The sequence below is a fragment of the Oligoflexia bacterium genome, from assembly GCA_034439615.1.
Lineage (GTDB): Bacteria > Bdellovibrionota > Bdellovibrionia > JABDDW01 > JABDDW01 > JAWXAT01.
On the sequence record JAWXAT010000008.1, the window covers coordinates 21,539 to 45,023 of the forward strand.

Here is a 23,485-nt window from a genome sequence, read left to right on the forward strand (position 1 = left end):
TATACTCAGAAGGTAGTTAAGTTTCTTTTGAGATCTAGGAGAACAAAATGTCCCAAACCGCAATTATTCGCACTCGTATTCGCCAAGCATTGAGCCGTTCTACTCATTGGACAGAAATGCGCTATCACAAAAAAGCAAGTCACACGCTTGGTATTCTAAAGGGTGAAGTTTCAGAAATGTCGAGTAAACACTATGAGGGCATTGGACTTCGTTGCCTCATCGATGGCACCTGGGGTTTTGCAAGCACAGGTGATATCTCAGAACTTGGAATCGTCAAAGCACTTGCCCAAGCAGAAAACATGGCCCGTGAGCTTTCAAGTCGTAAGAAAAAGAAAATACAAATCGCAGAGATAAAAAATCTAGCAAAGGGTGATTTTTTATTAGCAGGGTTTGATGAGCTACAAAAACTTTCATGGGAAGAAAAATTCTTACTCGTAAAACAAACTGAAGAAAAATTAAGAAAATCATCAAAGCAAGTTGAGAGCGCTTCGTGTGGTTATAATGAAGTGTTTGAAGAAAAAATAATTATGACTACAGATGGTGCCGATTCTTACATGCGTTGGGTAAGACCTGAATTTCGTTTGACAGTATTTGCAGCCGACGGTGCAAAACGCACAACGGGCCGAGAAACAACAGGTGTTACTGGTGCTTGGGATTGTCTTTTTAGAAATTCAAAAGTTGATCAAATGATTGAAGACGCTGGAAAAAGTGCAGTTGAACAATTAAAGGCCGAAGCCCCAACGGGTGGTAAAGCAAAAGTTATTTTATCACCTGGTATGGTTGGTATTTTATGTCACGAAGCCATCGGTCATACAGTAGAAGCTGATTTTGTATTAGCTGGAAGTATCGCTGCTCAAAAACTCAATCAAAGTGTTGCTAGTGAATTAGTCACGCTTGCTGATAGCGGAACAAGTGAATTTGCCGTCGGTGCAGGCGGCACACTTCCTGTTGATGACGAAGGTGTAATTACTAAACGCGTAGACATTATTAAAAATGGTAAACTTATAAATTATCTTCACAATCGTGAAACAGCCTCACACTTTGGTGTTGAACCCGGCGGCAATGCACGCGCTTGGGAATTTAGCGATGAACCACTTATACGAATGAGAAACACTTTCATTCAGCCGGGCAATGACAAGGTTGATGAAATGATCGCTGGTATTAAAGAGGGCTATTACATAGATGGTCCCGAAGGTGGTCAAGCCGATGCGACAGGTGAATTTATGTTTGGCGCAAGTAAGGTCAGAAAGATTCGCGACGGAAAATTAGCAGAACCAGTTCAAAAAATCACTGTTGCGGGTCAAGCATTTGAAGTTCTAAGAACAGTTGATGCTGTAAGTAGTGATTTCAAGTGGGATCTCGGAGCAGGTCATTGCGGTAAAGGACAACCTGCCAAGGTTGACGCTGGCGGGCCTTATCTTCGATGCGAACTATTGGTCGGGGGGCAACAATGAGTAACCTGAGTAGGCTTAGTCAAATTCTCATTGATGAAAGTAAACGTCTCGAACCTTGTGTGGCAGAAGTATGCGCTGATGAAGTGAGTGAAATAAAAGTTGTTTATGAAAACACTGATTTCAGTGTTGCTTCAAATTCACATGCTACGATTTTTGGTTTAAGAACAGTTGTGAATAACCGCATGGGTTTTATTACGACAAATTCTCTTGATGAAGCAGAACTCAAAGATAAAGCACGCGAAGCACAGATGGTGGCAAGGTTGAGCCCTGAATCGCAATTTCATTTAATGGCCGAAAAACAAAAAACTGCTGCATTTTATTCAATCTACGACGATAAACTAGCCCTTGCTCAACCCAAAGATATTTTTCGCTGGGCTCAACTTTTAGTTGATGAATCGCGCAAAGACTCAAGCGTCACACTTGATCGTGTAGAGGTGAGTGTAACGGTTAATAAAAGGCTTATTCAAAATTCTAACGGCGTATTTCAAGAGGTGAGACTCGCTTCATGTAATTGGTTTGTTATGGGCATGGCTAAAAAAGGCGATGAAGTCACAAGCTTTGACTACGAGGGAAATAGCTCAGGAACATATCCTGAAATCGAATCTAAGATCAAAGATACAGCTAGAGAGTTTAGAGAATCGGTTGTGGAAAGTCTTGGTGCTCGTGGAGCTAAAAGTTATAAAGGCCCTGTGTTGTTTCATCCCTCAGCCGTAGGTTCACTTTTAGCTGGAGTAATTGGTTTTAACGTTAATGGCAGAGCTCAACAAGATGGTATGTCAAAGTGGAAAGACCAATTAGGTAAACAAGTTGCCCATAAAGAATTCTCACTTTTAGAATCGCCCCTTGATGAAACTAGAGTTTCAGATTGGTCACCGTTTGATCGTGAAGGTGTATTAACTGAAACACACGAAATCGTTAAAAATGGCACTTTGCAATTCACGGCACATAATTGTTTTAGCGCAGCACGGGGAAAAACAAAACCCACGGGTAATGCCGTTGGAAGTTCACGCTCACTTCCTAGTATTGGTCTACATGGGCTAACCGTAGCCACTGGTAAAAGTACTCTTAATGACCTTAACTCAGCTCTTAAAACAGGTTTAGTGCTAAAGAGATTTTCAGGAAACTCAGATCCTGTTTCAGGTCAGTTTAGTGGAGTGGCAAAAAACAGCTGGTGGGTTGAAAATGGTGAGCGTTCATATCCGCTCAAAGAAGTCATGCTCGCAGGTAATATGTTTGAGTTACTCAATAATATAAAACTCATTGGCTCTGAATCGTTTCGTCAAATGGGAAGTTTTGATTCGCCCTACATATTGATTGATAATGTGAGTGTTACATCGGGGTGATTCATGACGCTTGAACAAAAAATCTATGAGCGCATAATTCAGTACGCTCAAACCACCAACATAGAATTTGCAAACACGCCAAGATATTCTGGTTGGGAAGCTGTGGGTTTGCCCGATATGCGCGGGTTTACACCTCACCTGCGTAAAGTAAATGTTTATAAAGACCTAGAAAAACCGAAATTTAATTCAAAAAAATTTACAAACCTTTGGCTTGTGCACGATATTCTCCATATAGCATTTTACGATTTTGTCTCACTTAATTTGGGTGTTGAATGTTGGAATGACCCGGCGCGATTTCTCGAGTGTCATTTGGCGAGTGAAGCGTTTGCAGTTCTAACTCTTGATTATCATTGTTTGATAAAAACTTCGGTTAAAGGTTTGGCAGTAGATCTAGACAAAAAAGATCTTACTGATTTTCAAAGATTTAATAATGAATTGCCTGATTTTGAATCTTTTAAGTTTTGCCAAGGACTCGTTGATTTTTATCTCAGCGGGCAATGGGCATTCTCAAATCATGTTGAAATTGAACATGAGGTGAAGATGTTTGAAAAAATTAAACAAAAGTATGAAAACTGGTTTGGTCATGAATTTCGTTATGCTGAGAAACAGCGTTACTATGCGCTTTTATGGCTTGAAGATTTACATAATAAGAGATCTACAAAACAAAAGGCGATGATTGAAGATTCTTCTGTTGCTGCACCACTTTGGGAACTAATTACGCTTTTTACAAGTAGTTCTGAAACTGAGTGGATGAAATATTTAAAAGATATTAAAAAATCTACCCAAGATGTTCCTAATTATTTTAAAGACATGCCTAAATACCATCAAGTTTATAAAAAACCTGATTACCGTCTAACAGACATGCGATCAGTTTCTAAAGGTCAGATTGCTACCGAGGTCAAACAGACAACTAAACCCTCTGCAGGGCATCTCTTTCTTTTTTGGCAAATACTAACATCTCAGCCATCTAATAAATTTACGGCAGCACAGAAAAAAGAAATCCTAAAACTTGCAACGCAGGCACAAACCTCTCGAGTAGAATCCAAGCTCTGGAAAAGTGTTCAAGCGACTTGTTGCGAAACCATCAATTTAATAGATTGGAAAATAGACTCTCAAGGTGCCTCAACTTTCTTTTTGCCATAAAAAAATCCCCACAGAAAACCGTGGGGATTAAATTAGATCGCATTTTAACTACGAAACTATTATTTATTGGGCAAGCTATTTGGAATAAATGGCATCGCATCAGTTGCACGCAAAAGTGCATAATGTGCGCCTTCAAGAGTTCCGCGGATATGATTTTCAAATCTTGAGCCACTATCGTAAACACCCCATCTTTTTTCAAGTGAGCGTTGACCTAATGACCAAGCATAGTTTGAACCCTGTTTAAGTAAAAACTTACTAATTTTTACAAATTTCTTACCGCCACTCTCTCCGGCTGGAATTTTATTGATCATGCGATTTATGCCAACGATATCTTTTATGTAACGTCGACCTTGGCCGATACCAACACGTTTTACACAATCTCCTGTTGAGAGTCCGCGAGCTCTACAAACTTGAACGTTTAATGCGCCAACAAGCGGGTAAAAAGCTGCTGCTTGAATTGGAGAGAAATTTTTCTCAATACTTTTTTTCATAGCATCTTTATAAGTAATGATAGCCCAGATTTTCCCTGGAAATGTAGATGAGAACTCTTGTGACTTGTCGTTTGCTTGATTCTCTGATTTTGTATCTTGTTCTATGATTCTTTCAGCGGCGTCCATAATGGGAGTGGCGCTGGTTTCACGAGCATCAATTTCAGCGATAGCTTTTTGTAGTTCAGGTGAATTCTCATAAGCTTCAAGTACAGCGGGGTGTACTAGAAACTCTTCTCCATCTACGGTGATTGTAAGGGCTTCTATTTCTTGTGCTTGAACTGGTGAAGCAAGGCTGAGAACTAAGGCTAGGCTCGTGGTTGCTAAATAAAAATTCGTCATTAATTACTCCCATGTTTGAATGACATCGATCAAGTTGGCTTTAGCAAGGGCTGTTCCAGAAAAATTTGCACCCATGTAAAGTAGAGTGACGCTTGAGTAGCAGACTCTAAACTCACCATGATAGATTTTCACATGTGTGTGAATTAATTGGACAGTGTGCGGTTTTTGTCAGAATGTAGGCCCATGCAAAGCTTTGAAATGACTGCAACATATTGGTGGCTCACAACGGCGATGGTGTTGATTATCATCGAAGTAATCTCCCCTGCTTTTGGTGCCGTTTTAATTGCTGGTGCAGCACTCATCGCGGCCCTACTAGCATCATTTGGTGTCTCTGTTCTGGGGCAATTCGGAATTTTCGCTGTATCAACTATTTTATCCTTAACACTTTTACGTCCTCGACTTGTTAAAATACTTTATGATTCTCAGGGGGTACAGTCTGTTACTGATCAATTGATGGGTAAAGACTGTAAAGTAACAGAGGCAATCGACTCTGTAAGCGGTACAGGTCGCGTTTTAATTATGGGTCAAGATTGGGCTGCTGAAAGTTCAAATAAAATACCTATCGGTGCCACAGTTCGTGTTGAAGGTGTCGATGGAATCAGATTGAAAGTTAAAGTTATTAACTAAGGAGTTTATATGTCTTATTTTTTACTTACGTTTGTAATCCTAGCCATTGTGATCTTGGCAAAAACTATTAAAATTGTTCCTCAAAAACAAGTCATGATCATTGAGCGACTAGGGAAATATCACAAGAAGGCTGAAGCGGGACTCAATATCATTATTCCTTTTCTTGATGCCGTAAGAGCTGTTGTTGATATACGAGAGCAAATTTCACCAATTGAACCTCAGCCAGTTATTTCACGTGATAACGTTACTATGGCGGTTGATGCTGTAATTTATTATGTCATTATTGATCCTGTGCGTGCCACCTATGAAGTACAAAGTTTAAAGTGGGGTATTGAGCAACTTACACTCAGTGCTTTAAGAAACGTTATCGGTTCACTTGATCTCGATCACACGCTTACATCGCGCGATACAATTAATACGCAATTACGAGCTGTATTAGATACTGCGACCCAGCCGTGGGGCGTAAAAATCATGCGTGTTGAATTGAAAAATATCAATCCACCAGCAGAAGTTAAATTAACAATGGAAAAGCAAATGACTGCTGAGCGATCACGTCGCGCCGTAGTTACGACTGCAGAGGGCGAAAAAACTTCAGCAATTTTACGCGCTGAAGGTCAAATGCAATCCCTTGTCATTAATGCTGAGGGTAAAAAACAATCTGCAATTCTTGCCGCTGAAGGTGAAGCTTTATCAAGACTCAAAGTTGCTGAAGCAGAAGCCCAAGCAATTACGCTAGTTACCCAATCACTGGGGAAAATTGGTGATCCAGCTCAATATTTGATCGCTCAAAGATATTTGGAAACACTCAATCTCATTGCTAGCAATGCAGATAAAGTCGTGTTTTTACCCTTCGAAGCAGCCGGAACATTGGGCTCTCTTGGCGCAATGAAAGAGATGTTTGATAAATTACCAGGTGACCGCAGCCAAGGTGCTCGAGGCTCAATCGCAACGCAGTGATAAATTAAGAAACACTTTGCTTTGTGACTTTGTTGAATAAGTTTTTAAGACTCAGTGGCCATAATTTAAAGCTTTGTGTCTCAAATCTATTGTTGCGCCAGCGTGTTATCTGATGCGCAATTTTTTCTCCCAATTCATCAACAGCAAGTTCAGGTGTGTCACCTTCAGTTATTGCACTGAAGTTGGCAACGCCTGAGAAGATTTCCATGCGAGCTTTATATTTAGTATTTACATTTAATACCGTTGCTAATGATGTGGAGTCAGATGGGGCTGAATCCATGGTTCGTTTTAACAGTTCATTTGCATAAATTATGAACTCATCACTGGGTTCAAAATTTCTAAAACAAAATTTTTCGTTTGTCATAACTCTCTCCTTAAATTATTGTTCAACATTTGTTAAATTCTGGGTTAACCAGAATACCAAGTTCTTTCTATTAAAATTTCTAAACGCGCAAACCGTACGTTCTTGATAATCTTTGTCATTTCTTGAATTTAAAAGATTATCGTATGAAGCATTGAGTACGAAGCGGGGATTTATGCTGCCGTAATTCGTGGTTAAAACAGTTCCTTTGCAGAATTCTTGAATTCGTTCCGTACCACTTTTGCCCATGGCTAATGATAAAATGCAAAGTTGATTTCTAAACCCTCTGATGTCGTGGTGGTTACTATCGGCCTCAGGTCGGTATGTGGGAATTGTCGAAACTCGCGCTGGGTACAAATCTGGTCTGAGGGTGTTGCGCATAAAAATACGACCAATGATTCCACCGAAACTTGCTAGTAGTGAACTCATGGGGTTTTCACGTTCAGCTCTTGCGACATCATCTTCTGTCGATCGTCGAAAAGTATCTTTCCATAATCTCTTTGCTGAATCATTGGCCATTGCCCAATCACCAGTTTTTTCTTGAGCAATGATCATGTTGTATTCACGTATAGTTGTCTCAAGTGTGTCGCTGAACACATGAAGTGCAGATAAATTATAAAGATTTGCGGTATTTGCGGTTGCTAAATCTAATTGTTGAACGCTCGGGTTGATTGAATGCACCATTGTTAACATGCTTAAAAGATCATTCCCAGAAGTAAGGAGTAGATCTTTTTCATAAGTGCCAAGATCCATAGAGTCAGATTTAATTCTAAAAACATAGTCGGCGTAGATGAAATTATTTAAACTATTAGTTAGATAACTGTCTCTTTGCCATAAAACATCTAGTTGGTCATAAACAGTTTTGACAACTTTTTTATAGGCTTCATCAATTATGAGTGAATCAGCATCTGTCTTGGGATCAAAATTATAAAATTGATCGAGACTTTGATAGGCATCAAGAATTACCCTCAACCTTTTCTTTGTGTCTCTGAGCCCTGGAATTATTTTTTTGAAATCAGAATCTACACTGGCTGCACCTTGTTTGGTCAGTACTGTGTCGAGGTTAGATAAATAACGATAAATAAATTTAAAACTTTTGTGAGGTGAGTAGGCTTGACTGACGAGTGATTCGATAGCTAAGTTTGGCTGATTAACAATAATTCTTTCACGATAAAAATCACTGGCTTTCTCGCGAGCTTTTTGTAAGAGCGTGTCGAGTTGAATGTTAATTGTTTTGATCAAATTGTCGGGGGTATTAAACTCCGGCATTCTTTGAAATGTTCCATCGCCCTTCATGTATTCATCCCAGGTCATCATTTGAAGACCGGGTTGATTTTGCGCTACTTCAAGTGGGATTTTACTTCTGCCAACTAAAAAGAAAGGAATTTTTCCAGCGTTTTCTGAAAGTGTGAAGAAGTTAATTCCACCCGAAGTTGCTTCTGATGGATCTAACATTGGATTCCCACCACCAAGACTGCCGATTACGTTAGAGAGTGCGCGCATTAACGCTAATTTTTTGTCATCAAGGGATGATGCTTTATAATATATTTTTAAATCTGAATTGAAATCACCTTTGATTTTCCAAATAGATGTTTGAAGATTTGTTACGTTAGTAAATGAATTGATTTTAAACTCTGCGTCCTCAGCCCATTGGGGTTCAACTCCGTATTGTACTTTTTGAATCCAACGGGAAATATTTGGCAAATGATGAATGAGTACATAGTAACCAGCTAAAGGATGCTGAAGTGATATATCTTCCTTTTCTGGATCAAGTTTAAATAGTGGTTTATATTCTAATATGCCACTTTTTAAAAGGTGGTGAGCATCTTGTACTGAGCAATAAGCTTCAGCTGTTGATTCCATTAAACATGCAACTGATGTGCGAAGATGATTTTGATCAAGCAAGCGAAGTGAACCTGAAAACTTCCATTTCTGAAGCATTTTTAAAATATTATTTATCGAATTACCAAGTCGAGAATGCACACCATCGCCGGCTGAGGCAAATGATGCTGTGAGATCAATAATTTTTGCAACAAGGGCTGTGCCCTGGGCGGCCTGGCCAATCAGACAACGATCTAACTGAGGAAGCGTCGTTGTAATTTGCTCAAGTATATCCGCAGCTCGAGTAAATGTTTTATTTGAACGTGAAGCAATCGCAGGCAATGCAGTAAATAATCCTTTTTGCGAAACCGCTTCAGCAGAAACCGCCGCACCTGTTAGGGTTTCTTTCATCAATGCTTTAAGTACACTTGGTTGAAGTTCTTTGTCTTCTCCGGTGAGTGCATAATTTTGAAGTGCAGCGATACGACTTGGAATACTCTCCATGCGAGTAGCATATGGTGCTGCCCCAGCTTCGGGTGCGATGGTACCCATTTGTTCAACAATCAAACTACTTAGTGAATCTAAGCTTTCAAGCCCTTTGCAGTGTTCAAGGCCTTTTAACTGATTAATGGCGGTAATGATGGCATCTGATTGTGCCAGTGCTCTTTGTGTCCATGGCCCCTGAGATGCGCACGTTCTACCAAAAGAATAAGGATTCTGTTGCCCGTGTGCATTTGTACCGATGGTAAAAATAGCGAGGATAAAAATTTGAGTAAGTTTTGACATCATTTTTAATGACTTCCTTTTTTGCTATTGCGATCAATAGGCTAAAAATTTAAATACGCGCTTTAGTTGGTCAACACACGAGGTTGTACTTGATTGGGGCTCATTGAGAATATTGATACTGAGTGTTGCAGATGCTTTGCCTTCAAGAATTCGTAGTTTTTCTTTAACAATGGCGATTTTTCTTGTGTAGATTGATCGTGCTAAGACCTTGATACTGAATAATAGCGCGCTGTGTTCGAGATGAAGCAGGATTGCATCACTATTAAGTGCAAAACCATCAGTGATTAACCCGCCTGGAAAAGCTGTGAGTATTATTGTACCGGTAATAATCGCCAGTGTTGTAAAGAGGTTGATCATTCCGTAAGTTGTTGAATAAGCAAGCGCTTGAGTCTTTCTTGCAAGTTTACCATCAAAAAGAAATTTTGAGATTTTCTCGGTTCGACTTTGAAGTATTTCATTATTATTTGTCGTATCGTTTGTCTCTTGTGTTTGTTTGACTTCACCTGAAGCAATTTGATTGGCTGGAATTGCTGGTAAACCATCTAAAATTTTCCCTAAAATTGAATTAATTTCAGGCTCCAGAAGTTTTAAAATTTTATCTTGGATTTGTGTATTTTGATCAATTTGATTTGTGATCAACTCTTTTGCAAGTTCTGGATTAGCTTTAAGTTTTGTTGCGATTGCCTCAACGATTGGTTCAATATCTGGGATATTTTGGCCATTAACGCGTAATGCGATGATCTTTTCACCATCATTTATTAAACTAAAGGTAAGCGCTGAAGCCCCAGGCAGCTCTGCATTTAAGATGAGTTGTTGAACAAAAGTTGAGTCAGTATTTTCGATAGAAATTGCACTGTTACTATCTAGGCTAAAAGATCTATTGCCAGCTAAGAGAATTGCGGGCTGAACGATCAGACTTGCGCAAAGCAAAATAGAAATTATATTTTTATTTGTCATTGTGATCTCTCCGTCCCATAAATCAAAGCAAACGACGGGCCACGAAGCCCCTTAAAACATAGAAAAATTTACAAGTAGCTATCGACAATCTGGGGGGTATGAATAATACTGTTTTTGGTTGAGTAACATCTAAGGAGAGTTCATGAAAATCACGGTTTTAGTTTGTGGATTGATCATTACATTTTCAATTTTTGCTAATGCTCAATACGACAATGCTCCTTCACCGGTAGCTCCAGCTCAAGATGCTCCACCGCCACCACCTGCACCGGCCCCAATAGTTGACGCCGCGCCCGCTCCAAGGGTTCCTGCACCAAAACATAATGCAATTAAAAAGCGTAAATTTGAAAAAATAGAAAAAAAAGCTGCCAGAAAAATCCATAATGTTAAAAAGAAACATAATAAGAAATCTCATTGATCAAAGGAGTAGTTTTATATGTCTAAAGCTGAATTACGACGGATTCTTTTTATATGCGCGATTTTCATCAGTGCTGCGTTCGCGCTGAAATTTATTTTAAAATGAAGCGCCGCTTAGCTATTATCTTTTTAATAAGCATCATTGGGCTGCCTTTGTTCGCCCAAGAGCAGCAACAGCGCTCAAGGTCTGCTGTAAGGCGTGCTTATCCCGGAGGTCGGGATGATTCTGATTTGACTGTGCAAACACTGCGGCAAGTTTCTAAAAAAGAAGGCGAAGCTGATCACGAGAACTACGAACCTGTTGGTCTTGAGTATGATGCTTCATCTTCCGATGCAGGTTTTGGGGAGTAATCTTCATGAGTGATTCAATTCAACGCGAAACAATGGATGTCGATGTTCTTTTTGTTGGCGGAGGTGTTGCTAGTCTTAGCGGTGCCATACATCTTACAAATCTCGTAAAAAAACATAATGCCGAAATTGCAGCCGGTACAAAATCAGGTAGTGCACTAGCGGATCCAATGATTGCGGTTGTTGAAAAAGCAAGTGAGCTTGGCGCTCATAGTTTAAGTGGCGCAGTAATGAACCCGGTAGCACTTAAAGAGCTCATTCCTGATTACAAAGAAAAAGGTTGTCCAATTGAAGCGGTGGCAAATTACGATGCCGTTTATTTTTTGGGTAAAACTTGGAAGTTTAAATTCCCGATCCCGCCACCACCGTTTAAAAATCACGGAAATTATATTATTTCACTGGCTCGCTACAATCGTTGGCTTGGAAAAGTTGCTGAAGATCGAGGTATTAATATTTTCCCTGGGTTTGCTGCCACTGACTGTCTTTACGATGGCAATAAAGTAGTAGGCGTTCAAACAGGTGATAAAGGCATTAGTAAAACTGGCGAAAAAAAATCAAACTTTGAACCTGGTTATATTTTAAAATCAAAAGTGACTATCTTTGGAGAAGGTACACGGGGAAGTTTATTTAAGCGTGTCGCTCAAAAACTTGGTCTAAGAGAAGGCAAAGAGCCTGATGTTTTTGAAGAAGGTGTTAAAGAAATAATCCAAATGCCTCCCGGCACCGTAAAACCCGGGCAAGTTATCCACACCATGGGTTGGCCCTTAAAGAAATCTATTGGTGGAACTTTTATTTATACAATACCAAATGATCAAATTATTTTGGGCCTTGTAGCATTTCTTGATTCAAGAGATCCACTTCTTGACCCTCATCGCGAATTACAAAGACTTAAAACTCACCCGTTTATTTACGACATGATCAAGGGTGGAAAAGTAATCGCTTACGGCGGAAAAACTTTGCCTGCGGGCGGGTGGTTTTCGATACCTAAGCTTTATCATGATGGGATGCTTGTCATTGGTGATTCTGCAGCTTTTGTAGATGTGCAAAAGCTTAAAGGAATTCACCTGGCAATGAAATCGGGCATGCTAGCTGCTGAAACAGTTTTTGAGGGTTTATTGAAAAACGATTTCAGTGCGGCAACACTTAAAAAATATGAAGAACTTATTTACGGTAGTTTTATTGGGCGACAACTTTATCGCGTGCGCCATTTTCACCAGACATTGAGTCTTGGTTGGTTAAAATCTTTTTTCTTGTTGGCTTTTCAACAAATCACAGGTGGTGCAAGTCTTGTTGGGCGATTGATGATGCATGAAGATGCAAAAACGACGGCGACAAAGGCAGAAGTATGGGGAAACAAAAAACTAGGCGAAGATGAAGAGCTTAGTATTCCAAAGCCCGACGGAGTTTTGTTTTTTGATAAGTTATCGAGCGTGTATCTTACAGGTACGATGCATGATGAGAATTCACCGAATCATTTGCTTTTACTTGACGGAAACATTTGTCAAAGTACGTGTTATCCGAAATATGAAAGTCCTTGTGTGAGATTTTGCCCTGCAAGTGTTTATGAAATGGTACCTGATGAAACGACGGCTAATGCTAAAATGAAACTGCATATCAACTACACAAATTGTATTCACTGTAAAACCTGCGATATCAAATGCCCTTTTACTAATATTGATTGGACTGTGCCCGAGGGTGGCGGTGGTCCTAGATACACTCAAGTTTAAATTTGGCTTTTGCTTAATTAACTTCTTTGGTGAGCCATTCTAAATAAGCGGGCATACCATCACTTATTGGAAGTGCAATCAATTCTGGTAGTTCATGGGGATGTAGTGTTTTTATTTTGGCCTTTAATTTTTTAAAAACTTTAGCGGTAGTTTTGCCAATGGCGAGGATTTCTTGTTCGCGCTGTTCTTTTTTCTGCCAGATATAAATACTAGTTACACCTTCGATAATATTCACACATGCGGCAAGTTTTTCTTTTACAACAGTAGTTGCGAATTTCACGGCGTCTTCACGATTAGCAAAGGTTGTTAAAAAAACAACTGGGGCTGATGATGCAGCCCCTGTCTTTAATTTCTTTTTTAGTTTACTCAAAATTTACTCTCTGATGATTGTCAGTTTATTAAGGACAACAGTTTTTAGTGGTTTGTCGTTACTCATATCACGTGGTGTTTTGCAGATTGCCTCTACAACATCCATACCTTCAACAATTTCACCAAAAATTGCATGTTTTTTATCAAGCCACGGTGTTGGCACTGTGGTGATAAAAAATTGACTACCATTTGTGTTTGGACCGGCGTTGGCCATTGAGAGCATTCCTGGTTTGTCATGTTTTAAATCTGGGGCAAATTCATCACTGAATTGATAACCTGGGCCACCAGTACCATTGCCCACAGGGTCTCCACCTTGCACCATGAAATTAGGTATTACTCGGTGAAATGCGAGGCCATCATAAAAATTTGATTTCTTTTTTTGTTTTGTTCCAGGATCAACCCATTCTTTTTTGCCTTCTGCGAGATCCGTGAAATTGGCAACTGTTTTTGGCGCTTGATCAAAAAACAAACGAGCTTTGAATTTACCCATCGTAGTATCAAATAATGCAAACATCTTCTTAAAACCTTTCTTTGTGGGGGTTGTGATTTTTTTTGCTTTTGGAGTTTCTAATTTATTACTTCCTTTATTGGCAGCGTCAGCATCAGCTCTTGCTGGTTCTTTAACTGTCTCCGCCTTTACTGCTGCTGGTGTGGCTGTCGCGGCTGCAGGTTTTGCATCTTGTGCATAACTTGTTAAACCTAAAGTTGAAATAAAAATCATGGTGATCAATTGTTTCATGGTTTTTCTCCTCTGAATCAGTACGCTATCGAAGCGTCAGTTAAATTGCAACACTAGGCTTCATTACTTTATATATGGCGACCACCGAGCTTTAAAATAATTGTGATTATCCACAGTAATGCGACGCTCATTTGTGCCATCAACACTTGTGATATAAATCTGGCTTTTCCCAGTGCGATTCGACGTAAAGACAATGTGCCGACCGTCAGGGCTATAGCTTGGATCTTCATTATCAGCGCCACGGCCATCAGGTTTTTTTGCCGAAGTGAGTCTTTGCATATCGGTTCCATCAATATTTACAGTAAAAATGTCAAAGTGACCTTTATCACGACCCGCAAAGGCCAGACGTTTGCCATCCGGTGAAACGCTCGGACTTGAATTGTAATGCCCTGCAAATGTAATACGCTTTGTATTGGTTCCGTTTGTGTCCATGAGATAAATCATCGGATTACCTGTGCGATCACTGCTAAATGCGATTTTTTTACCATCAGGAGTAACTGAAGGCTCAACATTAAGTGCTCCACGTGGACCATTGGTAACGCGGGTGATATCATCGCCATCTAAACTCATTTTATAAATATCAGGATCTGATCCTTTACTGATGGTTAAGAAAATGGATTGTCCATCGGGGGTGAAAGTACTGCCCGAGTTAATTCCTAGACGACTACTCACAAGATATCTTTTGCCTGTAAATATATCGTATGTGAATAAATCAGGGTTTCTAATTTTTAATTTTGGGTGATAGGCAAAAGATGTGTAGCTGATGGTTTTTGCATCGGGGCTCCATGCGGGAGATAGACTCACACTGTGATGGCTTGTCACTGCTGTGATATTGCGGCCATCCCAATCCATTACATATATTTCTCGCCAATTTTTTCCGGCGCGATCACTACCCACTACAAATTTTGTGCGAAAAATACCCTGTTTGCCGGTGAGTGCTTTCATTAAATCATCAGCAAAGGTGTGAGCTGTTTGACGAACCTCAGAAAGTTTCGCCACATATTTTTTCCCTAAAACTAATTTTGCTTGGGGAACATAGTAGACATAGACTTCAAACTCTACGGTTGCTCCATCAATTTTAAATCCACCACGTACCAAAAATTCAGCATTAATTTTAGTCCACAAATCAAAATGAAAACCTGTTGGGTTTCCGGGTGCTGGTGTGAGACCAACTTTTGCCACGTCTTCAAGGTAGGCGTCTTGTTTGATGATTGTGAAGAGATTGCTGATTTCAAGGTCATTTACGACTGTATTAAATAACTCAGTACCAACTTGCTTGTACGATGGAGCAAGTGATGGTGAACTTAAAAATAGAAAAGCTGGCACCGCGATGAGACTCTTTTTAACCTTGGCTTCCCCCATTTTAATATAAATGCGATCGCCATCTTCTTGTGCAAGTACTGATGTGCTCATCGATAAGATGAGTAAAAGTGTGAGTAAAATATTTTTCATAATAACCCCTTATTCTGGAAAGCCCACTTCAATGCCATCGACCCGTACAAGGTCGACGAACTTGGGCGGTGGTTTTGGGAATGGAGATGAATCATCAATAGCTTTGAGCGCGTAATTGTCAAAACGTTGATCTCCTGAAGATTTTTTTAAGAATCGTTTGATCACGGTACCATTATTGTCGATATAAACTGTAACAACCGCTTTGAGATTATCATTGCGAAGCCACTCGGGCAAGTTCCACTGAGGCTCAACGTGAGAGTAAATGTTTCCAAGATATTCATTAAAGTCAGCTTTGGCTAAACCATGCAATGATGAGCCGGGGCTGATCACATTGCCTTTAATAAGTGAGTTTCGCGCTTGAGATTGCCGTAGAGCACGCTCTTGTGCCTCTTGTTGTTTAACTTCTTTTTCAATCTCTGCAAGCCGATTTCGCTTTTGCTCTTCTTTGGCGAGTTTTTTTATTTTATCTAAGGCTTTTTCTTTTGTTTTTTTCGGCTTTAAAACAACCGCTTCAGGTTTTGGTGGACTCGCTTCTTGAGGTTTTGCTGCTTCAATTGGTTTTGTTGTGACCTCAGCTTGAGGTGGCGGCGGAGCCGGAAGGTTTTGTATTTTGTCGGGCAAATCAACCATATCTACTTTGATTGCAGTATCAAGATTAAGTGCTTCAGACGGAAAAATATAAGCTTTAACTCCGAATACAAAAACTAATGTAAGATGTAAAAATAAACTGAAGATGATCATCTTCTTGAACATCTGTGATTCTGGTATTTCAGTTGTTAAATCGAGAAATTTAAAACTCATTTCACATTCTTTGGCAAAGTGACAAGTCCGATGCCGTTGATTCCTGCTGCTTTTATTTCACCCATGGTTGCGGCGACAAATCCGTAAGAGACATCTTTGTCTGCTTGAATGTAAACTTGCTTGTCTTCTCTGTTTTCAAAAATTGCAGTAAGTTTTGGTTTTAAGGCATCAAGCTTGAACTCTTGTGCTTCTATAAATATTTTATCACCTCTGCGAACGGTGATCACAAAGGGTTCTTCTCTCACTGTGAGACCTGTGTTTGCAGTCTCAGGAAGTTGTACATCGATGCCCTGTTGAAGCATTGGTGCTGTGATCATGAAGATAATTAATAAAACAAGCATGACGTCAACAAGTGGTGTGACGTTAATTTCACTCATGGTGGTTCTACTTTTAATATCACTGCCTGATGACATTCCCATGATTAATCCTTAAAGAAATTGCGTTTAACGATATTTAAAAAATCAGCTGTGAAATTACTAATCTCAAGATCTTGTTTGCGAAATTTTCCCACGAAATAATTGTAGCCCATGACCGCTGGTATTGCAGCGGCGAGACCAATCGCTGTGGCAATAAGGGCTTCAGAAATTCCAGGTGCAACTACCGCAAGTGAAGCAGCTCCAGTATTACCGATACTTTGAAATGAACCCATAATACCCCATACGGTTCCAAAGAGACCGATAAATGGAGATGTACTACCGATGGTTGCCAAGAAACCAGTGCGACCCTCCATGCGTGCGATTTCGTTGTCACTTGCTTTTCTTAATGCACGTGAAACGTTATCGAGGCCACTGAGTGCGAATGACCCTTGCCCGGGCGCTTTATCGTTGGGTTTACTGTCGGCAATTTTTTGTAATTCTAAATAACCAGCTTTAAAAACATTGGCAAGCGGGCTTGTTTGATATTTTTGAAGTTCATTAAAAATCACATCGAGGCTTGATGATTTCCAAAAAAAATCTAAAAAACCGCTATCTGCAAAATTCATTTTTGTGAGCTGTACACGTTTTGTTAAAATGATTGCCCAACTGACAATCGAAAAAACAACAAGTATGAGTAAAACAAATTTTACAGTGATACCTGCATTCCAAATTAAATCCCAGGCATCCATTTTCATTCCGACTTTAATTGCAGATTTTGTTGTAGCGGCAACAGCTGTGCTTCCCATTTATTAAACCCCTTAGAGTTGTTGAAGTGATGTAGAAAGGCTAAATCTTTTTGAGCTCGCGAGCAACCTTCAGGAGAAGACTTGGCGCGTCAGTTATGATTCCGTCCGCACCTTCTTTGATGAGCTGCGCCATTATGGATTGATTATTAATGGTCCATACATGAACTGCTTTTTTGTTTTTATGAGCTACGTTGATCAGTTTTTGAGAAAACACCTGAATACCTTTGTGCTCAATGGGAATTTGGTAAACATCACCTTCTTGCGGAAGTAGAAAAGTGAGCCCTGTGCGATTAAAAATCAAGGTTTGTAGTATTTCTCGAGAAGAAAACCCTGAGCACATACGAGGGCTAGCTGATCTGGCTTTAGATAAAATATTATGATGCTCTCCGGCAAGACAGACGCGATCAGTTGCCCCGGCATCTTCAACAATTTTTACCACCAAATCTTCAAAATGCGGATTAGCACGTTTTATTTCTATGCTCATGCGTGATTGAGGATGTGTTTTTAAAACTTCGATAAGTGTAGGTACACGAACATTTTTATTTCGAAATGGATGTCCACCGTCATTAATGAAGTGATATCCAGCATCAAATTTTTTAATTTCAACTAAATTAAGATCATGAACATTTCCATGTCCATTTGTGGTGCGATCAAGTGTGTCGTCATGAATCACAACGACTTCACCATCGCGGGTGCGATGCACATCGATTTCAAAAATCATTTCATTATAAATTTTTGCAGCATGATCAAAGGCGGCCATGGTGTTTTCTGGTGCTTCAAGTGCTCCGCCTCGATGCGCTATGACGTGAAAGGCCCCAGCCAGATAGCGGGAGTTATTAATCATGTTTTGCGAGCACCTTTCCAAAATAAAAAATTACCTGCTAGTTGAATCAGATGAAAAAGTGCGTTGCGACTAAGGAGTCCATCGAAGTTCGTAACTTCTCTGATGACTAAACCAAAGATGGTGACGGCCATACCTGTATAAATCCAACTTCTGGCTTTTGAGGCGGGTGCTTTTGTTAATGTGAGTGCTGCAGTTATCAGGCAAAATCCACTGACGATTGAAATATAAATAAAAGGAAGTGGAGCCACAAGGCCGCCAATTAAAATCCCAATGAATCCTAATACAGGCCAAAAAATATTTAGCCAAGGTAGATTTGGTTTTGTTACTGAAATACATGCTGCTAATAGTAAAAATGCACTGGTCACAGAACTTATGCTAACTAAAATCCAAAAACTGGGAGTGTGAAATTGCACAGTGCCGTGATAGATGGCTCCTAAGAGTGCCGCTATGCTGAGCATAATAAAAAAGGCCATCCATAAATGTTTGAATTTTCGAGGGCCCACGGTGAGACCAAGGGCGATTGTTCCAAAGCTTAAAATGACATCAGTAAGGGCTGTGGCTGTTTCATTGTCCATGAGTTGACACTAGCTAGAAATCTTAGAATTTTGCAATAAGTGATTATTGAATTATGCGTGGACGTTCTATTGATTCTTGAGTTTTTTTATCAATGTCAGCATTCTTAGCATTTGTTGAATTAGATTTTTTTGCATTAACGTCATTATCATTTTTGTCTTCAACTTCTTGTTCTTTAATTTCTTTAAGACTTTCTTGTGTTTCTGGTTTTGCAAAAAGCACTTCGCCCGCCAAGGGTGTGGAGTGAATCGGGTCAAGCGCTTGTGGGTTAGTCACAAATTGTGCTGAGGCTGATAAGTTTTGTTTGGGCCCAATGCTGTAATCAAAAAATGAGAAAATTTGATGATTATTAATATTTGATACTTCAATTAATATGGTTAGGTTTTTTGATTCCCCTGCATTGAGCGAAACAGTTTCATTTATATTCCCACTCAAAAGTCTAACACCTTCTGGTAATTTCCATTTGAGCACTCCTGAAATAGTTGTATTTGCGTTGATGACAGCAGTCAGAGAAAAAGGCTTTTGAGGTAATGCCGGGGGTGTCATGTCACTTTCAATGCTCATTGATGCGCTCGACGGATATGATTTTCTCATGGTCTTAAAAGCTGTCTCTGGTGAAAGCGCACTGGCTAATCTTTTTTGCTTAAGGCCCTGTGGGTAATAAGTCGAAGCAGTGATAGATAAAGTTGCAATCAAGATTAATGAATGGAGTAATTTATTTTTCATGGGCATATGAGTGCTCCATTTACATATAGTTGGTATTCAGACGTTGCAGGTTGATTGTTTTCAAAGGCGCTGATGTTGAGCATATAAATTCCGGGGTGTAATCCGCTTAAACTAATAGTTTTGCTTTTCGGATTTCCGCCCGCGCTCATCAAATTATCATTCATTACGAGTGCATCAGATGAGACGCGTTCAAAAGTATAATTTTCTTTATACAAGTAGAGATCTAGCTCTGCATTACCTGAGGTGCGTTTAATTTCAATGGTTGAAATGGTGCCATCATGATTGACGGTGTAGAAGTCATTGCTGTGAAATTGATCGCTACACCATGAATGATGGCTTCCTGCTGTGCAAATTAAAGCTCCATTAAATATTACATTTGTTTTTGGATCTTTGGGTGTGATCTGAATTGCGGGGCACTTCACTACGGCTGTTGTGGTTAAAAGTTTTCCATAGTCTCCATTGGTATTGGACATTTTTTGAAAGGTAAAAGAACTTTCAGTAGAAACATTCGCCGGCACTCGAGGTGCTGTAAGAAACAATCCCATGCTTCTAAAGTGAAGTGAAGAATCGTTTAAATCTTTAAAGGCATTCCAAAATACGCCAAGACTATTTTTATTATTATCGCTGGTATTATCATCTTTCAGCGCAGCGCCGTTTGAACCGGCGTAGCCAGTTAAGGGCACAACACCCGTGGGAGCATCTACTACGTCAATGGAGTCCCAAAGCGCGCGGGCAATCGCAAACTCACGAAAGTTTCCTTCGTTAACACTTTGCGGAATATCGTATGAAGAATTACCTTGTTTATTTAAATCAATATCATAGTTGAAACTACAACGAGCCGTTACACTGATATTGCCAAATGTATCTCTGTAGAATTTATCAACACGAACGGCAGATGATAAAAAATTAGCCCACCCCTCACTCCATACAAGTCGAGCATCTAGAACACGATTGCCGTCATGACTTCCACCGGGGGAGTTTGTTTTTGCAAATTTATCTTCAAGAAAATGACCGTATTCGTGAGAAATGACTGCATCATCAAAATGGTCTGTATCAGAAGAATCAACGTCGCCGTTGATTCCACCAAGAATATATATTTTATCAGTACCAGGAATATAAAAACTGATTCCACTTTCAGGGTCACCACCAAAATAGACATAAGGATTAACGCCTTTTGCCCAATAGACTATTGAGCGAGGAGCGACGTCATCACCTGTTGCACTAAATGCAAAGCAGTTTAAATTTGTGTAGGGCTTTTGAATATCCCCACAAGTATGAAATCGGAGAGATTGATTTGCTCGTAAAATATTATTGTAAATATTAAAAGCACCTCCGCGAAGATCAGCGGAGCTAGCTGGTGCAATGATATTTCCCGCGGGTCGTGGCTCAACGCCTGGGCCTGTATTAACTGTTACTGTGAGAGAGTAGGGTGAATTTTTGGTAGGTGTATCGAGCACACTTACCTGAACATGTTTATTTCGTGCTCGTGAGTTTATTTTAAATGTGAGACTGCGGTTGCGCGGAACAGTGAGTCCTAAATTTCCGCTTAGACTTTTAAATGCTCCAGTGCCATCGGTTTCTCCACATTGAACAATATTACCACTTTCATCTAAGACCTGAATCTCTGCATATTGAATCGTGCGCTCGGATGCTGGATAATTTGGATGTGTGATCGCGTCTGATCCGAGTCCACATGCATTGATATCAACAAAGGGCATTGATGCGAAAAAAGCTCGCGATTGAAATTTTGCTGTGCCAGTGACAACCAAACCACCGGTGTGATCATGCTCAAGATCACAATAGGGTGGTTCTGATTCAATATTACTTAAAGCAGCTGGACTCCGAGGTGTTTGAAAGTTGGTGGGTGAACACCCAATGCCAATGTAATTGGTGATAGTGAAACATAGAGCCAAAAGTAGCCAAATTTTAAGGAGTCTGCCGCCTGATTTCATTCATAATACTTATCGGCTTAAGTCTAGTTTACTTGAGGCCTATTATGCTCCGAGATAGGCTAAAGTTATGATTGAAATTAAGGGGTTAGGTTGTATCGGTTTCTTGACTTCGTGTTCGACTTCGTAGACCATTTATAACTATGCCGCACATCGAACCGGGTTTTAATAGCGATATTGTCTGCGCTGGAACAAAGTATCATGTCCAGACTGAAGACTGGGGAGAAGAAAACCCATTTGTAGTCACCCGTGTTTATCACTCAGGCACTGTGGTCTTAAGTCTTAAGACCACATATGAAAAAATCGCAGCGACAAACTTTGCAGTGGGCCGTCAAGCGGTTCGTCTAGGTATGAGAGAGCAACATCAACAAATTCTAGACCAACTGGTTTCTGGTACTCTGATCAACGCAAGTCTAAAATAATAAGTATGTGCATGTACCATGGAGGGTATCGACACAGTGATTGAGTTAACACATGTTTATAAAATTTATGGAAATTCTATTCATGCTCTGAGTAATGTCTCACTTAAAATTGACAGAGGTGAATTCATCTATTTGACGGGTCCAAGTGGAGCCGGCAAAACAACCCTCTTTAAACTCATTACTTGTTACGATCAACCCACCTCAGGAAAAATCATTGTCGCTGGGCAAGATCTTTCATCGGTAACCGCGTCGCAAATTCCATATGTCAGACGAAAAATTGGCGTTGTGTTTCAAGACTTCAAGTTGCTTAAAAATAGAACGGTTTATGAGAACGTCGCTTTGCCGCTAGAAATTCTCAACATGAAGCGCTCAGAAGTTGCAGCACGAGTGCATGATATGCTTGATCAAGTAGGGCTTCGCTACAAGGCCATCTATTGGCCCGAACAACTCTCTGGCGGAGAACAACAGCGTGTGGCTATTGCGCGTGCCCTTGTAGGTAAACCCGGTCTTCTTATTGCTGATGAGCCTACGGGAAATTTAGACCAAAATCTTTCTGATGAAATTATGGAACTCTTTGCAAAAATAAATGCACAAGGTACGACGGTATTTATCGCTACACATAATCAAAGTTTTATTACGAGGGGTAATCGAAGAGTTGTGCGTTTAGAAAAAGGCCACTTCTCAGAGACACACAAGGCAGCCAGTGCGCTGGTAGATGATTATCCCTTATCCATGACAATGAGGGAGTTGTGATGTCAGAATTCAGTGCAACAATTTGGCGCAGTTGGAAATCACATTTTTGGACAAACGCTGCGACAACGGCAGTTCTTACGCTAAGTTTTGCGCTCGTGTATGGGGCCATCTTATTTACTACTAATCTTGGGCGCATACTCGCTGTTTGGGGAGATGAAATCCAAATTACCATTTATCTCTCCGATGATATTACTCAAGATCAAATTGCTAATCTTGAGAAAACTATTTCCAGTGAAAATGGAATCGATAAACTTCTCTATGTCGATAAAGTAAAAGCGAAAAGCTCTTTTGAAAAAAGCCTTAGTTCTTACGGGCCTAATTTTTTAAAATCACTTGAAAACGATAAAGATAATCCGTTTCCGGCAAGTTATATGGTGCGGTTGAGTAAAAACCACAAATCACCTGATCGCGTTGATGAGTTGGCTCAACAGTTTGGTCGTCTCCCAGGGGTCGAAGACATCAGCTATGGCCAAGAATGGATTAAAAATTACGCGATATTATTTCGCATTTTTAAAATGGTGGCTTTGGCTTGCACAATAGTAATTCTTATTGGTTGTCTTTTCACGGTGAGTAATGCCATTCGCGCCTCACTTTCATCACGACGCGAAGAAATTGAAATTCTCGAATTAGTTGGCGCGACGTCACAAACCATTCGTCGCCCTTTTTTAATTGAAGGCGCTTTTCAGGGTTTTGTGGCAGCTTTCGGTGCACTTATTTTGTTAGGACTCACTTACAATTTTGTTTACCACAATCTTGAGCATATCTTGGGCATGTCGACGGTTATTAGCTCACTTACATTTTTATCTTGGAATACAGCGGCGTCTTCTGTTTTGCTCGGTACTCTTTTGGGGGCATTTGGAAGTTACATTTGTGTTTCACGTTTAAACACGGGTTGGGCTGCTGCTCGCGAAAGAAAAATTTGATGAA

The 23,485-nt window shown here is 40.0% G+C and carries 26 protein-coding genes; 11 read left to right on the top strand and 15 right to left on the bottom strand.

Annotated elements, in window-relative coordinates; genetic code table 11:
* Window positions 1-47: 47 nt before the first annotated feature.
* From SGI74_01940 to SGI74_01950, 3 genes are read left to right on the top strand one after another with little or no spacing between them, the layout of a single operon-like run.
* On the top strand, window positions 48-1,454 hold the full coding sequence (locus tag SGI74_01940) for a TldD/PmbA family protein (GenBank protein ID MDZ4676244.1): 1,407 nt from the start codon (window positions 48-50) through the stop codon (window positions 1,452-1,454).
* Complete coding sequence (locus SGI74_01945; GenBank protein MDZ4676245.1) at window positions 1,451-2,797, top strand: metallopeptidase TldD-related protein; 1,347 nt, start codon at window positions 1,451-1,453, stop codon at window positions 2,795-2,797. Before SGI74_01940 ends, SGI74_01945 begins: the two co-directional genes overlap by 4 nt.
* Before the next feature lie 3 nt (window positions 2,798-2,800).
* On the top strand, window positions 2,801-3,940 hold the full coding sequence (locus tag SGI74_01950; GenBank protein ID MDZ4676246.1) for a hypothetical protein: 1,140 nt from the start codon (window positions 2,801-2,803) through the stop codon (window positions 3,938-3,940).
* Window positions 3,941-3,999: 59 nt separating this feature from the next.
* Here SGI74_01950 and SGI74_01955 read toward each other — a convergent pair whose 3' ends face one another.
* On the bottom strand, window positions 4,000-4,770 hold the full coding sequence (locus SGI74_01955; protein ID MDZ4676247.1) for a hypothetical protein: 771 nt from the start codon (window positions 4,768-4,770) through the stop codon (window positions 4,000-4,002).
* Between the two features lie 3 nt (window positions 4,771-4,773).
* Window positions 4,774-4,902, bottom strand: coding sequence for a hypothetical protein (locus tag SGI74_01960; protein MDZ4676248.1), 129 nt, complete (start codon window positions 4,900-4,902; stop codon window positions 4,774-4,776).
* A 51-nt stretch (window positions 4,903-4,953) separates the two neighbouring features.
* Between SGI74_01960 and SGI74_01965 the strand changes: the two genes are divergently transcribed.
* Complete coding sequence (locus SGI74_01965; protein MDZ4676249.1) at window positions 4,954-5,397, top strand: NfeD family protein; 444 nt, start codon at window positions 4,954-4,956, stop codon at window positions 5,395-5,397.
* A gap of 9 nt (window positions 5,398-5,406) precedes the next feature.
* Window positions 5,407-6,354 (top strand): SPFH domain-containing protein, encoded by a 948-nt coding sequence (locus tag SGI74_01970; GenBank protein ID MDZ4676250.1) that lies wholly within the window; start codon window positions 5,407-5,409, stop codon window positions 6,352-6,354.
* A gap of 4 nt (window positions 6,355-6,358) precedes the next feature.
* Here the strand turns inward: SGI74_01970 and SGI74_01975 are convergent, their stop codons facing one another.
* From SGI74_01975 to SGI74_01985, 3 genes are read right to left on the bottom strand one after another with little or no spacing between them, the layout of a single operon-like run.
* The gene (locus SGI74_01975) at window positions 6,359-6,718 is read right to left on the bottom strand and encodes a hypothetical protein (GenBank protein MDZ4676251.1); all 360 of its coding nucleotides are present in this window, start codon (window positions 6,716-6,718) and stop codon (window positions 6,359-6,361) included.
* A 15-nt stretch (window positions 6,719-6,733) separates the two neighbouring features.
* Window positions 6,734-9,325, bottom strand: coding sequence for a hypothetical protein (locus SGI74_01980; protein MDZ4676252.1), 2,592 nt, complete (start codon window positions 9,323-9,325; stop codon window positions 6,734-6,736).
* 30 nt (window positions 9,326-9,355) lie between these two features.
* Entirely contained in the window at window positions 9,356-10,279 is a 924-nt protein-coding gene (locus SGI74_01985; GenBank protein ID MDZ4676253.1) for a hypothetical protein, read from the bottom strand.
* Window positions 10,280-10,421: 142 nt separating this feature from the next.
* Here SGI74_01985 and SGI74_01990 point away from each other — a divergent pair, with 142 nt between their 5' ends.
* The 3 genes from SGI74_01990 to SGI74_02000 are packed head-to-tail and all read left to right on the top strand — an operon-like array spanning window position 10,422 to window position 12,768.
* Entirely contained in the window at window positions 10,422-10,694 is a 273-nt protein-coding gene (locus SGI74_01990; GenBank protein MDZ4676254.1) for a hypothetical protein, read from the top strand.
* Window positions 10,695-10,747: 53 nt separating this feature from the next.
* On the top strand, window positions 10,748-11,044 hold the full coding sequence (locus SGI74_01995) for a hypothetical protein (GenBank protein MDZ4676255.1): 297 nt from the start codon (window positions 10,748-10,750) through the stop codon (window positions 11,042-11,044).
* A 5-nt stretch (window positions 11,045-11,049) separates the two neighbouring features.
* Window positions 11,050-12,768 carry an electron transfer flavoprotein-ubiquinone oxidoreductase gene (locus SGI74_02000; protein MDZ4676256.1) on the top strand — a complete coding sequence of 573 codons (1,719 nt, stop codon included), beginning with the start codon at window positions 11,050-11,052 and terminating at the stop codon, window positions 12,766-12,768.
* A gap of 13 nt (window positions 12,769-12,781) precedes the next feature.
* On the opposite strand, the gene cutA is transcribed toward SGI74_02000, so the two are convergent.
* The 10 genes from cutA to SGI74_02050 all read right to left on the bottom strand — a co-directional run bounded on the left by cutA (window position 12,782) and on the right by SGI74_02050 (window position 21,386).
* Complete coding sequence (cutA, locus tag SGI74_02005; GenBank protein MDZ4676257.1) at window positions 12,782-13,138, bottom strand: divalent-cation tolerance protein CutA; 357 nt, start codon at window positions 13,136-13,138, stop codon at window positions 12,782-12,784.
* A 3-nt stretch (window positions 13,139-13,141) separates the two neighbouring features.
* Window positions 13,142-13,651: a peptidylprolyl isomerase gene (locus tag SGI74_02010; GenBank protein ID MDZ4676258.1), complete on the bottom strand. Its 510-nt coding sequence runs from the start codon at window positions 13,649-13,651 to the stop codon at window positions 13,142-13,144.
* A gap of 288 nt (window positions 13,652-13,939) precedes the next feature.
* Window positions 13,940-15,328 carry a translocation protein TolB gene (locus SGI74_02015; GenBank protein ID MDZ4676259.1) on the bottom strand — a complete coding sequence of 463 codons (1,389 nt, stop codon included), beginning with the start codon at window positions 15,326-15,328 and terminating at the stop codon, window positions 13,940-13,942.
* A 9-nt stretch (window positions 15,329-15,337) separates the two neighbouring features.
* Window positions 15,338-16,129: a TonB family protein gene (locus SGI74_02020; protein MDZ4676260.1), complete on the bottom strand. Its 792-nt coding sequence runs from the start codon at window positions 16,127-16,129 to the stop codon at window positions 15,338-15,340.
* Window positions 16,126-16,548 (bottom strand): protein TolR, encoded by a 423-nt coding sequence (gene tolR, locus SGI74_02025; GenBank protein ID MDZ4676261.1) that lies wholly within the window; start codon window positions 16,546-16,548, stop codon window positions 16,126-16,128. The genes SGI74_02020 and tolR overlap by 4 nt, the downstream gene beginning before the upstream one ends.
* 2 nt (window positions 16,549-16,550) lie before the next feature.
* Window positions 16,551-17,291 carry a protein TolQ gene (gene tolQ / locus SGI74_02030; GenBank protein ID MDZ4676262.1) on the bottom strand — a complete coding sequence of 247 codons (741 nt, stop codon included), beginning with the start codon at window positions 17,289-17,291 and terminating at the stop codon, window positions 16,551-16,553.
* Between the two features lie 40 nt (window positions 17,292-17,331).
* Window positions 17,332-18,135: a glycerophosphodiester phosphodiesterase gene (locus tag SGI74_02035; protein MDZ4676263.1), complete on the bottom strand. Its 804-nt coding sequence runs from the start codon at window positions 18,133-18,135 to the stop codon at window positions 17,332-17,334.
* On the bottom strand, window positions 18,132-18,710 hold the full coding sequence (locus tag SGI74_02040; protein ID MDZ4676264.1) for a hypothetical protein: 579 nt from the start codon (window positions 18,708-18,710) through the stop codon (window positions 18,132-18,134). The genes SGI74_02035 and SGI74_02040 overlap by 4 nt, the downstream gene beginning before the upstream one ends.
* Before the next feature lie 43 nt (window positions 18,711-18,753).
* Window positions 18,754-19,434, bottom strand: coding sequence for a hypothetical protein (locus SGI74_02045; GenBank protein ID MDZ4676265.1), 681 nt, complete (start codon window positions 19,432-19,434; stop codon window positions 18,754-18,756).
* Window positions 19,431-21,386 (bottom strand): hypothetical protein, encoded by a 1,956-nt coding sequence (locus tag SGI74_02050; GenBank protein ID MDZ4676266.1) that lies wholly within the window; start codon window positions 21,384-21,386, stop codon window positions 19,431-19,433. Before SGI74_02050 ends, SGI74_02045 begins: the two co-directional genes overlap by 4 nt.
* Window positions 21,387-21,526: 140 nt before the next feature.
* On the opposite strand from SGI74_02050, the gene SGI74_02055 reads away from it, so the two are divergent.
* From SGI74_02055 to SGI74_02065, 3 genes are read left to right on the top strand one after another with little or no spacing between them, the layout of a single operon-like run.
* Window positions 21,527-21,805, top strand: coding sequence for a hypothetical protein (locus tag SGI74_02055; GenBank protein MDZ4676267.1), 279 nt, complete (start codon window positions 21,527-21,529; stop codon window positions 21,803-21,805).
* 36 nt (window positions 21,806-21,841) lie between these two features.
* Window positions 21,842-22,558 carry a cell division ATP-binding protein FtsE gene (ftsE, locus tag SGI74_02060; protein MDZ4676268.1) on the top strand — a complete coding sequence of 239 codons (717 nt, stop codon included), beginning with the start codon at window positions 21,842-21,844 and terminating at the stop codon, window positions 22,556-22,558.
* Window positions 22,558-23,481 (top strand): permease-like cell division protein FtsX, encoded by a 924-nt coding sequence (locus SGI74_02065; GenBank protein MDZ4676269.1) that lies wholly within the window; start codon window positions 22,558-22,560, stop codon window positions 23,479-23,481. The genes ftsE and SGI74_02065 overlap by 1 nt, the downstream gene beginning before the upstream one ends.
* Window positions 23,482-23,485: the final 4 nt, after the last annotated feature.

Bases quoted from the DNA above. Each gene is read 5' to 3' on its own strand.
- SGI74_01940 (MDZ4676244.1), top strand. From the start codon at position 48: ATGTCCCAAACCGCAATTATTCGCACTCGTATTCGCCAAGCATTGAGC.
- SGI74_01945 (MDZ4676245.1), top strand. From the start codon at position 1,451: ATGAGTAACCTGAGTAGGCTTAGTCAAATTCTCATTGATGAAAGTAAA.
- SGI74_01950 (MDZ4676246.1), top strand. From the start codon at position 2,801: ATGACGCTTGAACAAAAAATCTATGAGCGCATAATTCAGTACGCTCAA.
- SGI74_01955 (MDZ4676247.1), bottom strand. From the start codon at position 4,770: ATGACGAATTTTTATTTAGCAACCACGAGCCTAGCCTTAGTTCTCAGC.
- SGI74_01965 (MDZ4676249.1), top strand. From the start codon at position 4,954: ATGCAAAGCTTTGAAATGACTGCAACATATTGGTGGCTCACAACGGCG.
- SGI74_01970 (MDZ4676250.1), top strand. From the start codon at position 5,407: ATGTCTTATTTTTTACTTACGTTTGTAATCCTAGCCATTGTGATCTTG.
- SGI74_01975 (MDZ4676251.1), bottom strand. From the start codon at position 6,718: ATGACAAACGAAAAATTTTGTTTTAGAAATTTTGAACCCAGTGATGAG.
- SGI74_01980 (MDZ4676252.1), bottom strand. From the start codon at position 9,325: ATGATGTCAAAACTTACTCAAATTTTTATCCTCGCTATTTTTACCATC.
- SGI74_01985 (MDZ4676253.1), bottom strand. From the start codon at position 10,279: ATGACAAATAAAAATATAATTTCTATTTTGCTTTGCGCAAGTCTGATC.
- SGI74_01990 (MDZ4676254.1), top strand. From the start codon at position 10,422: ATGAAAATCACGGTTTTAGTTTGTGGATTGATCATTACATTTTCAATT.
- SGI74_01995 (MDZ4676255.1), top strand. From the start codon at position 10,748: ATGCGCGATTTTCATCAGTGCTGCGTTCGCGCTGAAATTTATTTTAAA.
- SGI74_02000 (MDZ4676256.1), top strand. From the start codon at position 11,050: ATGAGTGATTCAATTCAACGCGAAACAATGGATGTCGATGTTCTTTTT.
- SGI74_02010 (MDZ4676258.1), bottom strand. From the start codon at position 13,651: ATGTTTGCATTATTTGATACTACGATGGGTAAATTCAAAGCTCGTTTG.
- SGI74_02015 (MDZ4676259.1), bottom strand. From the start codon at position 15,328: ATGAAAAATATTTTACTCACACTTTTACTCATCTTATCGATGAGCACA.
- SGI74_02020 (MDZ4676260.1), bottom strand. From the start codon at position 16,129: ATGAGTTTTAAATTTCTCGATTTAACAACTGAAATACCAGAATCACAG.
- tolR (MDZ4676261.1), bottom strand. From the start codon at position 16,548: ATGGGAATGTCATCAGGCAGTGATATTAAAAGTAGAACCACCATGAGT.
- tolQ (MDZ4676262.1), bottom strand. From the start codon at position 17,291: ATGGGAAGCACAGCTGTTGCCGCTACAACAAAATCTGCAATTAAAGTC.
- SGI74_02035 (MDZ4676263.1), bottom strand. From the start codon at position 18,135: ATGATTAATAACTCCCGCTATCTGGCTGGGGCCTTTCACGTCATAGCG.
- SGI74_02040 (MDZ4676264.1), bottom strand. From the start codon at position 18,710: ATGGACAATGAAACAGCCACAGCCCTTACTGATGTCATTTTAAGCTTT.
- SGI74_02045 (MDZ4676265.1), bottom strand. From the start codon at position 19,434: ATGAAAAATAAATTACTCCATTCATTAATCTTGATTGCAACTTTATCT.
- SGI74_02050 (MDZ4676266.1), bottom strand. From the start codon at position 21,386: ATGAAATCAGGCGGCAGACTCCTTAAAATTTGGCTACTTTTGGCTCTA.
- SGI74_02055 (MDZ4676267.1), top strand. From the start codon at position 21,527: ATGCCGCACATCGAACCGGGTTTTAATAGCGATATTGTCTGCGCTGGA.
- SGI74_02065 (MDZ4676269.1), top strand. From the start codon at position 22,558: ATGTCAGAATTCAGTGCAACAATTTGGCGCAGTTGGAAATCACATTTT.